This is a genomic window from Mycobacterium sp., assembly GCF_049802695.1.
GTDB lineage: Bacteria > Actinomycetota > Actinomycetes > Mycobacteriales > Mycobacteriaceae > Mycobacterium.
The window spans coordinates 1-9802 of record NZ_JBARMY010000033.1 but is presented as its reverse complement, the minus strand read 5'-3'; the positions used below and the strand labels follow the sequence as shown (position 1 = coordinate 9802).

The 9802-nt window shown below is 65.8% G+C and carries 8 protein-coding genes; 5 read left to right on the top strand and 3 right to left on the bottom strand.

Annotation, left to right across the window (positions count from 1 at the left end; genetic code table 11):
• Both WA317_RS01230 and WA317_RS01225 read right to left on the bottom strand, forming a co-directional pair.
• Positions 1-2708: AAA family ATPase (locus tag WA317_RS01230; RefSeq protein ID WP_425171297.1), on the bottom strand; the 2708-nt coding region annotated here is incomplete at its 3' end.
• A 358-nt stretch (positions 2709-3066) separates the two neighbouring features.
• Positions 3067-4290 carry a cytochrome P450 gene (locus WA317_RS01225; RefSeq protein ID WP_425171296.1) on the bottom strand — a complete coding sequence of 408 codons (1224 nt, stop codon included), beginning with the start codon at positions 4288-4290 and terminating at the stop codon, positions 3067-3069.
• A gap of 56 nt (positions 4291-4346) precedes the next feature.
• Between WA317_RS01225 and WA317_RS01220 the strand changes: the two genes are divergently transcribed.
• Positions 4347-5069: an acetoacetate decarboxylase family protein gene (locus tag WA317_RS01220; RefSeq protein WP_425171295.1), complete on the top strand. Its 723-nt coding sequence runs from the start codon at positions 4347-4349 to the stop codon at positions 5067-5069.
• 61 nt (positions 5070-5130) lie between these two features.
• Here the strand turns inward: WA317_RS01220 and WA317_RS01215 are convergent, their stop codons facing one another.
• Positions 5131-6162, bottom strand: a complete 1032-nt coding sequence (locus tag WA317_RS01215; protein WP_425171294.1) for an LLM class F420-dependent oxidoreductase — start codon at positions 6160-6162, stop codon at positions 5131-5133.
• A gap of 44 nt (positions 6163-6206) precedes the next feature.
• Between WA317_RS01215 and WA317_RS01210 the strand changes: the two genes are divergently transcribed.
• The 4 genes from WA317_RS01210 to WA317_RS01195 form a co-directional block, all read left to right on the top strand.
• Complete coding sequence (locus tag WA317_RS01210) at positions 6207-7202, top strand: Zn-ribbon domain-containing OB-fold protein (protein ID WP_425171293.1); 996 nt, start codon at positions 6207-6209, stop codon at positions 7200-7202.
• Positions 7203-7216: 14 nt separating this feature from the next.
• Positions 7217-8281: a thiolase domain-containing protein gene (locus WA317_RS01205; protein WP_425171292.1), complete on the top strand. Its 1065-nt coding sequence runs from the start codon at positions 7217-7219 to the stop codon at positions 8279-8281.
• 50 nt (positions 8282-8331) lie between these two features.
• Complete coding sequence (locus WA317_RS01200; RefSeq protein ID WP_425171291.1) at positions 8332-9501, top strand: thiolase domain-containing protein; 1170 nt, start codon at positions 8332-8334, stop codon at positions 9499-9501.
• An 8-nt stretch (positions 9502-9509) separates the two neighbouring features.
• Positions 9510-9802: LLM class flavin-dependent oxidoreductase (locus tag WA317_RS01195; RefSeq protein WP_425171298.1), on the top strand; the 293-nt coding region annotated here is incomplete at its 3' end.

Here is a 9802-nt window from a genome sequence, read left to right as displayed (position 1 = left end):
TACAGCTCCACCCGTGAGCGGATGTTGAGCTTGCGGTAGACGCGGCTGAGGTTGACTTCGACTGTCTTCGGGCTGATGAACAGTTCCGCGGCGATGTCCTTATTGGTCATCCCCGACGCGGCCAGCTCGGCCACACGATGCTCGGACGCGGTTAGTCCCTCGGCGCGGCGCCTGCCCGACGTTCCCCGCGCCAACTCGGCGCGAACACGGTCGGCCCACAACGTCGTGCCGAGTCGCTCAAACGTGTGCAGCGCATCGCGCAGCGTCGCCGTCGCGGTGTCGCGTTGGCGTTGCCGACGCTGGAGCTGGCCGAGCAGCAACTGGGTGCGGGCCCGCTCAAACGGCATGGGCAGGCGCCCGTGCTCGGTCATCGCAACCTGCGCCGCCGCCGTCGCCGCATTCAGGTCGCCGCGCCCGGCAAGCAACATCGCGCGGCAGCGCCCGCCCACGGCTAACATCCACGCGCGATCAAGCCGGCGCCCGTTGCGCTCAAGCGCTTCGATCAACGGCTGGGCATCGGTGAGGCGGCCCAGGTGGATCATCGCCTCGACGGCATCGGGGACGAACGCGGCGGCAACGATCTCGGTGGCATTGGGCGCTGCGTCGAGTTTGGCCAGCAGAGGCTGCAGTGCGTTCAGCGCAGCGCGGTAGTTGCCCAGCGAAACCTCAAGGAAACCCAACGTCGTGATCGGCCAGACGACCAGGAGGTTGGCCCCGCAGCGCTGGCTGGCGGCGAACGCCTCATCGGTGTCGGCGCGCGCCTCGTCGACTCGCCCGGCATAGGCGGCCAGCGCTGCCCGGGCAGTCAACGCTATGAAGGACGGGACGTCGCCTCCTAGCAGCGCAGCGCGTTCCGCGGTGTCCTCAGCGATGAGGGCGGCCTCGGCGAAGTTGCCCCGCCAGATCTCGAGCAGAACACTATGGACGGCGACGAAAATCAATTCGTTCTCGTCACCGCGCTCGATGCAACGCCGCCGAATGGACACCAACGCGCGGTGGGCCGCCTCGAGCTGCCCGGTCCAGGCCAGCAACATGGCATTTTGCATGCTGGGACGGAAAGCCATCGGCATATCCGCGTGTCGGTCCTCCAACTCCAGTGCGCGAGCCAGAACGGACTCGTCGAGACCGTCGCCGCGCAAGAAGCACAGGATCACCCGCATGCTCAGCGCCTGACTCAGCGGATGCGGCTGCCCGAGCCGTTCGGCATCGTCGACAGCGTCCTCGATGCTGCGGGCAGCGGCGCTGAAATAACCAGCGTTGTACCGCGCATACGACAACGTAATCAGCAGCCGGGTCCGCAACGCCAGATGATCGCCGGCCTCGCCGAGCGCGCGCTCGAGCACGCGAGCGGCCTCAAGGAAACTGTCGCCGAAAAGTAACACAAAGCCGAGCAGACTCAACGCCTCCGCTCGGAGCATGCCAGGCTCCGTCGTATCGATGGTCTTCTCGAGCAGGGCCCGCGCTCGTCGCGCGTCCCCGGCATTGAGATGGTGACTCGCCGACCGGATCCGGCGCTCGGGTGTGTCTGCGCCTAGACGGATTGCCAGTTCAAGCAGTTCCGCGGCGGCCGCGGGTGCTCCCCTGCTGTGTGCGATGTCGGCAGCGGTGTCGAGGGCTTCCAAGGTTTGGGGCTCGCCGGTGGTGTCGGACAGGGCGAGGTGACGCGCCCGGAGTTCGGGTTCGGTGACGAGCTCGGCCAAGCGGCGGTGCATGGCGCGGCGACGTCGCGGCGCTGCGCCGCTGTATACGCCGTGCGCAAGTACCGGGTGGGTGAACCGCACGCGGTTGCCGTCGATCGCAACGACCGCATGAGCTTCGGCCTCATCGAGCAGCTCCGCGAGGCGATCGGGCACGGTGTTGGTTGCCCGGGCGACGAGCTGGACGGTTGGATCGGCGAGGCTGGCCATCGCTAGCAGGGCGTCTTCAGCGCCCGCGCTGACCCGACCGATTCTCGTACGCACCAGCTCGGCGAGGCTGCCCGGCAGATCCAGTTGGTTGTCGCGCGTTCGGGTGGTGATCTCGCGCGCCAGTTCCAGTGCATAGAACGGGTTTCCACCGGAGACCTCGTGGATGCGCAGCAAGGTGGAGCGCGGGAGCGACCCGCCCAATCGGCTCGCCAGGACCTGACGCAGTTCGCCCAGCGTCATCGGCTGCACGTGGATTCGACGCACGGTGCCGGGGCTTGGAAGCTGCAGCCGCAAGGCCGCGTCCTCGGTCCGTGTTGTGAAGAGCCAGGCCACCCCATGGGGAAGCCGGCGCGCGGCGAACGACATCACGTTGTTGCTGGAGGCATCCAGCCACTGAAGGTCATCAATCGCCACTAGCACCGGGTCCTGGCCGGCTAACCGATTGATGACTGCCATAAACGCCGCCGCCACGGACCGTGCATCGGTGACCCGGCCATCATTGCGATTGCGCAGAAGAGCGGCGTCCAAGCCCTGTCGCTGGGGCGCTGGTAGGTCCGCCCACATCGAGTCATCGACCGCACCTAGCAGGTCGGCCAACGCGGTATAGGCCAGCACCGATTCTGCGGCCGCGGCGCGGGCGGCGAGGACGCGGAAACCGCGCTCGCCAGCGCGGCGCAATACATCCAGCCACAGTGTCGTCTTACCGACACCCGGGTCGCCCTGTATCACCAGGGCGGCGGGCTCATTCGGCGCCGAGTCGAGGAAATCGGCGAGGGTCTGCTCCTCTGTCCGTCGGCTCACGATTCGTTCCGACACCGTTGACGCGTGCCCGACGCGGGCCGGTCCAGAGATGCGTCGCCTCGAGGTCGTCGCACACGCATGCAAACACCACGTGGCAACCGAGGGGACATGGCCATCGCGTAGCCTCACTGACACTCGTTGACGACAAGAGCATCGTATTGCCTGTGGCACCGCGCCGAGGACACTGTACCCATACACCGACAATTTGCTGCATCTGTCGTCGCGGTTCAGTAGTGCAGCAACTGTGAATTGACTGGATTTGCCGCACATCTGCGCCGGCGGAGTCGCCAGACCCGAGCGTGCAACCACTGCGACACGGCCGATTTTTCGCAGTGAGCGCGCGTTGGGCGCGAAGAGGTTAGGCACCTACCGGCTTGTCGGGGGTGAATACCATCGGCATCGATTCCAGACCGCTGACGAAGTTGGCTGGGCGCAAAGGCAATACGTCATCATCGGCGGCCAGTCGCAGATCGGGCAGGCGCTCGAGCACTCGGTCGGTCATCAGCCTCAATTCCAGGCGGGCCAACTGATTTCCCAGACAGAAGTGGGTGCCGAAGCCAAAAGCTACGTGGCTGTTGGGGTCTCGCCGGATATCAAACTGGTCGGGGTTCTCGAACATGGCCTCGTCGAAGTTCGCCGACTCGAACAGCAGCATGATTTTCTCGCCCTCACGCAGCGATGTGCCGTGAAAATCGGTGTCGACGGTCAACATTCGGCACATGTTCTTCACCGGCGACGTCCAGCGCAGCATCTCCTCAATCGCCAAGGGCAGCATCGAACGGTCGGCGACCATCGCGTCCCATTGATCGCGGTGACGCACCAACTGCTCGGTCCCGCCGGACAAGGTGTGCCGAGTGGTCTCGTCGCCGCCGATGAGGATCAGCAAAGTTTCCATCACGATCTCTTCGTCGGACATCCGCTGTCCTTCGACCTCCGAGTTCACCAGGATGGAGAACAGGTCGTCGGTCGGCTCGGCGCGACGCTTGGCGATGATGCCCATGGTGAACTCGGTATACGCGGCGAACGCATTCATCACCGCCTGGAACTCCAGCCCGGCTGGGTCGATGTGCGAGCTCAGGCCAGTCACCAGATCGTCCGACCACTTCAACAGCATGCCGCGCTCCTCGGGCAGCACCCCCAGCATGTCGCCGATCACCGCCATCGGCAGCGGAGCCGCGATGTCGCGGACGAAGTCGCACTCACCCCGTTCACAGACCGCGTCGATCAGCCTGTCGCACAGCTTGGCGATCGACGGTTCTTTCTCCTGCACGCGCTTGCGCGTGAACCCGGCATTGACCAGCTTGCGGCGCAGCAGGTGTGCCGGGTCGTCCATGTCGATCATGTACGGCATGCCCGGCTGGTCGGGACGAATTCCGCCGGTGCTGGAGAACAGCTGCGGATTCCGTTCGGCGTCGATGATGGCCTGATAGGTGGTCGCCCCGGCCAGACCGTTCCGATCCCGGAACACCGGCTGGTTCGCCCGCATCCAGCGGTAGGCCTCCCGCGAACTTCGGCGGTCGGCGTAGAAGTTGCCGTCCGCCAGGTCGATGTTCAAGATCGTGTCCGGAACGGTCGAAGTCATTTGTTGGGCCTCCTGATTTCTGCTCGTCGCATTGTCAGCGGATTACAGTGACCGGCATGGCAGTTTCACAACACACCGTCGCCGGGACGGTTCTGACCATGCCGGTGCGGGTTCGTCAAGCGGATGTCCATACCGCGCTGTTCTCGGTGGACGCCGACGCGGCGCAGCGACTCATCGACTACAGCGGTCTGCAGGTGTGCCGGCATCGCCCCGGCCGCGCCGTGGTCAACCTGATGCTCGTTCGCTACATCGACGGCGACTTGGGGCAGTACCACGAATTCGGCACAGCCGTGATGGTCAACCGACCCGGCTCGGACGCCCGCGGCCTGCGGGCTCTCGGTGCCGCCGCGGCGTTCATCCACCACCTGCCGGTCGACCAGGCCTTCACGTTGGAGGCCGGGCGCAACATCTGGGGATTTCCGAAGATCATGGCTGACTTCAGCGTTCGTGAGCCGGGTGGGTTCAGCTTCGACGTCAGCGCCGAGGGGGCGCACATCGCCGGCATCGACTTCGGCCGCGGGCTGCCGGTGCCGTCGCTGTTCACCTCGCGGCCGCAGGTGCTCAGGACATACACCCACGCCGATGGCACCACCCGGGAAGTGCCCTGGGAGATGAAGGTCAGCGGGCTGCGCGGCCGCCTCGGCGGGGCCACGCTGCGCCTGGGTGACCACCCTTACGCCGCGGAGCTGGCCTCGCTGGGTCTGCCCGGGCCGGCGATGGCGTCGGGGTCGGTCGCCAATGTCGAGATGTCGTTCGGCGATGCGCAGGTGCTCGGCTGACCGGCCGGTTTCGGTCATCCGGACAATTTAGAACGTGTTCTAATGCCTGGCAAGCTACGGGTCAGATCAGCGATGCCAGCTCGCGCACCTGCGCTGTACTGCGGCCGGACACCACCATCATGGTCACGCCGGCGGCTTCCCAGGCCTTGATCTGCTTACGCACGTAGTCGACGTCGCCCACGATCGCGGCGTCGTCGATGACCTCGTCGGGAATGATCTCCGCGGCTTTGTCCTTCTGGTCGCTGCGGAACAGCGCGGTGACCTCGTCGACGACTTCGGCGTAGCCCATCCGGCGGTAGACGTCGGCGTGGAAGTTGGTGTCCTCGGCGCCCATGCCGCCCATGTACAGGGCGATGTAGGGCTTCATGGCCGCGAACGCCGCGGCGCGGTCTTCGGTGATGACGATGTTGGCCGTCGCGCAGATTTCGAAGGTCTCGCGGGTGCGACGGGCACCGGCACGGGCGAAGCCCTCGTCGAGCCATTCGTTGTAGGTATCGGCCATGCGGGGCGTGTAGAAAATCGGCAGCCAACCGTCGCAGATCTCGGCGGTCAGCGCGACGTTCTTCGGGCCTTCAGCGCCGAGCAGGATCGGGATGTCGGACCGCAGCGGATGGGTAATCGGCTTGAGCGCCTTGCCCAAACCCGTGGTGCGCTCACCGGTCAACGGCAGCGGGTAGTGCGGTCCGTCGCTGGTGACCGGCGTCTCCCGGGACAGCACCTGACGGACGACGTCGATGTACTCCCGGGTACGGGCCAGCGGCTTGGGAAACGGCTGGCCATACCAGCCCTCGACCACCTGCGGGCCCGATACACCGAGCCCCAGAATGTGGCGGCCGCCGGACAGGTGATCGAGCGTCAACGCTGCCATCGCGCAGGCGGTCGGGGTGCGGGCGGACAGCTGCACCACCGAGGTGCCCAGCCGCACCCGCTGCGTCGACGAGCCCCACCAGGCCAGCGGCGTGTAGGCGTCCGAACCCCAGGCTTCCGCGGTGAACACCGCGTCGAAGCCGGCATCTTCGGCTGCGGAAACCAACGCGCCGGCGTTATCCGGCGGCTGAGCACCCCAATAGCCCAACTGCAAACCCAGCTTCATCACCACTCCTTGAAACCATAGTTAGAACCTGTTCTACTCGATGCGTGACAGCCAGCTCAAGTCGACTCACGCTGATCGAACAACCGGAACCTCCCCTTTCTGCACCGCTGACACTGTCGTTCGACTACACCCGTTCGGTCGGTCCCACCCTCAGTAAGTTCTTCACCGCATTGCGCGAGCGCCGCATTGTCGGGGTACGCGGATCGGATGGCCGGGTGCATGTGCCGCCGGCAGAATACGACCCCGTCACCTACGAAGCGCTCACCGAGACGGTGGAGGTTTCCGGTGTCGGCACCGTGGAATCGTGGACGTGGCAACCTGACCCGCTGCCCGGGCAGCCACTGAAACGCCCGTTCGCGTGGGCGCTGATCAAACTGGACGGTGCCGACACCGCACTCCTGCACGCCGTGGACTCAGGCAGCGCGGAGGGGATCCACACCGGATCGCGGGTGCATGCGCATTGGGCCGAGGAAACCGTCGGTGCCATCACCGACATCGCCTACTTCTCCCTCGGTGAAGTAGCGGAGCCGGCGCTGGCTGCCGGCACCGACGATCGTGACCCGGTGACGATGCTGGTCACACCTATCACGCTGGAAATCCAGCACACCGCGTCCCATCCGGAGAGCGCCTACCTGCGAGCGCTGCAGGAAGGCAAGCTGCTGGGCGCCCGCACCGGCTCGGACGGCAAGCTGTATTTTCCGGCGCGAGAAGCGGATCCAGCCACCGGACTCGCCCTCGACAACTTCGTCGAGCTGCCCGACAGGGGCACGGTCACCACGTTCGCGATCATCAACATCCCGTTCGCCGGCCAGCGCATCAAACCGCCGTATGTAGCGGCCTACGTTCTGCTCGACGGCGCGGACATTCCGTTCCTGCATCTGGTCTCCGAGATCGATGCGCATGAGGTCCGGATGGGCCTGCGGGTCGAGGCGGTGTGGAAGCCGCGCGAGGAGTGGGGGTTGGGCATCGACAACATCGAATACTTCCGTCCCACTGGCGCACCCGATGCGGACTACGACACTTACAAGCACCACCTGTGAAGGGCCGATCTGCAATGAGCACTCGCAATGTCGCGGTGGTCGGCTTCGCCCACGCTCCGCACGTACGCCGCACCGATGGCACCACCAACGGTGTCGAGATGCTGATGCCGTGTTTCGCCCAGCTTTACGACGAACTGGGGATCAGTCAGGCAGACATCGGCTTCTGGTGCTCCGGTTCGTCGGATTACCTTGCCGGGCGGGCTTTTTCATTCATCTCCGCGATCGACTCGATCGGTGCCGTGCCGCCGATCAACGAGTCCCACGTGGAGATGGACGCCGCATGGGCGTTGTTCGAGGCCTACATCAAGTTGCTCACCGGGGAAGTCGACACCGCCTTGGTGTACGGATTCGGCAAATCCTCGGCCGGCGTGCTGCGCACGATCCTGTCTCGTCAGACCGACCCGTACACGGTGGCGCCGCTATGGCCGGACTCGGTGTCGATCGCCGGCTTGCAGGCACGCCTCGGTTTACAGAGCCAGAAGTGGAGCCAAGATCAGATGGCCCGGGTCGCGTTCGACTCGTTCGCCCGGGCGCAGCGGGTGGATTCAGAGCGGCCGCCCAAGAGCCTCGACGAGTTGCTCGACCGGCCGTTCTTCGCCGATCCACTGCACCGGCACGACATCGCACCCATCACCGACGGTGCCGCTGCGATCGTGCTCGCCGCCGATGACCGTGCCCGCGAACTTCGCGAAAATCCTGCGTGGATCACCGGAATAGAGCACCGCATCGAGACACCGGTGCTGGGTGCGCGTGATCTCACTGTGTCGCCATCGACGACGGTGTCGGCCGAGGCCGCCACCGCTGGCAACGTCGGCTCCATTGACGTCGCGGAGATCCACGCGCCGTTCACCCATCAGCATCTAATCCTCGCCGAGGCGCTCCGGCTGCCACCGTCGACGCAGGTCAACCCGTCCGGCGGCGCGCTGGCCGCCAACCCGATGTTCGTCGCCGGGCTGGAGCGCATCGGCTTTGCTGCGCAGCACATTTGGAGCCGTTCGGCACAGCGTGTGCTGGCGCACGCCACCAGTGGCCCGGCGCTGCAACAGAACCTGGTCGCCGTGATGGAAGGGAAAGACTGATGGCCGCGCCACGACGATGCAGAGCGAAGCGATGAGGAGGAGTGGCGCTGGTGCCTAAGCGACTCGCCGCGGTACTCGGCACGGGACAAACCAAGTACGTGGCCAAGCGGCACGACGTGTCGATGAACGGTATGGTGCGCGAGGCCATCGACCGGGCACTAGCCGATGCCGGCGCCACGTTCGAAGACATCGACGCGGTCGTCGTCGGCAAGGCGCCCGACTTCTTCGAGGGCGTCATGATGCCCGAGCTGTTCATGGCCGACGCGGTGGGCGCCACCGGCAAACCGCTGATCCGGGTGCACACCGCCGGATCGGTGGGCGGGTCCACCGGTGTGGTCGCGGCCAGCCTCGTGCAATCCGGCAAGTACCGCCGGGTGCTGGCGATGGCCTGGGAGAAGCAGTCAGAATCCAACGCCATGTGGGCGCTGTCGATTCCGGTGCCTTTCACCAAGCCGGTCGGCGCAGGCGCGGGCGGCTACTTCGCTCCGCACGTGCGGGCCTATATCCGCCGCGCGAACGCACCGACGCACATCGGCGCGATGGTCGCAGTCAAAGATCGGCTCAACGGAGCAAAGAATCCGCTGGCACACGTGCAGCAGCCGGACATCACCTTGGAGAAGGTGCTTTCCTCTCAGATGCTCTGGGACCCCATCCGGTTCGACGAGACCTGCCCTTCATCCGACGGTGCGTGCGCCGTGGTGATCGGTGACGAGCAGACCGCCGATCAGCGAGTCGCCGAAGGGCATCCGGTCGCCTGGATCCATGCCACCGCGCTACGCACCGAGCCGCTGGCCTATGCGGGACGCGACCAGGTCAGCCCGCAGGCCGGTCGGGACGCGGCCGCAGCGCTGTGGAAGGCGGCCGGCATCACCAGCCCCATCGACGAGATCGACACCGCGGAGATCTACGTGCCGTTTTCCTGGTTCGAGCCGATGTGGTTGGAGAACCTGGGTTTCGCCGCCGAGGGTGAGGGCTGGAAGCTCACCGAAGCCGGTGAGACCGCGATCGGCGGACGACTGCCGGTCAACCCGTCCGGCGGTGTGTTGTCGTCGAACCCGATCGGCGCTTCGGGGCTGATCCGTTTCGCAGAGGCCGCGATCCAGGTGATGGGCAAGGCGGAGGCGCATCAGGTGCCCGGCGCTCGCAAAGCGCTGGGGCACGCCTACGGCGGGGGCTCCCAGTATTACTCGATGTGGGTAGTGGGAGCGGATAAACCGTGACCGGTCGGCTGAAGTACACCTGCAGCATCGCGATGGGCCCGGTCGATCAGTTGGTCGAGATCGCCAGAACCGCTGAGGAAGTTGGCTTCGACGCCATCGCGCTGCCGGATTCGCTGTTCTACATGGAGAAGGCGGCCGCAGACTATCCCTACACTCCGGACGGTTCGCGGATGTGGGACGAGAACACGCCCTGGGTCGATCCGCTGATCGCCGCCGCGGCGATGGGTGCCGTCACGTCGACGCTGCGGTTCTACACCAATGTGATGAAACTCGGATCCCGCAATCCGCTGCTGTTGGCGCG

Coding starts and splice junctions, on each gene's coding strand:
- WA317_RS01225 (WP_425171296.1), bottom strand. CDS start 4,290: ATGACTTCGACCGTTCCGGACACGATCTTGAACATCGACCTGGCGGAC.
- WA317_RS01220 (WP_425171295.1), top strand. CDS start 4,347: ATGGCAGTTTCACAACACACCGTCGCCGGGACGGTTCTGACCATGCCG.
- WA317_RS01215 (WP_425171294.1), bottom strand. CDS start 6,162: ATGAAGCTGGGTTTGCAGTTGGGCTATTGGGGTGCTCAGCCGCCGGAT.
- WA317_RS01205 (WP_425171292.1), top strand. CDS start 7,217: ATGAGCACTCGCAATGTCGCGGTGGTCGGCTTCGCCCACGCTCCGCAC.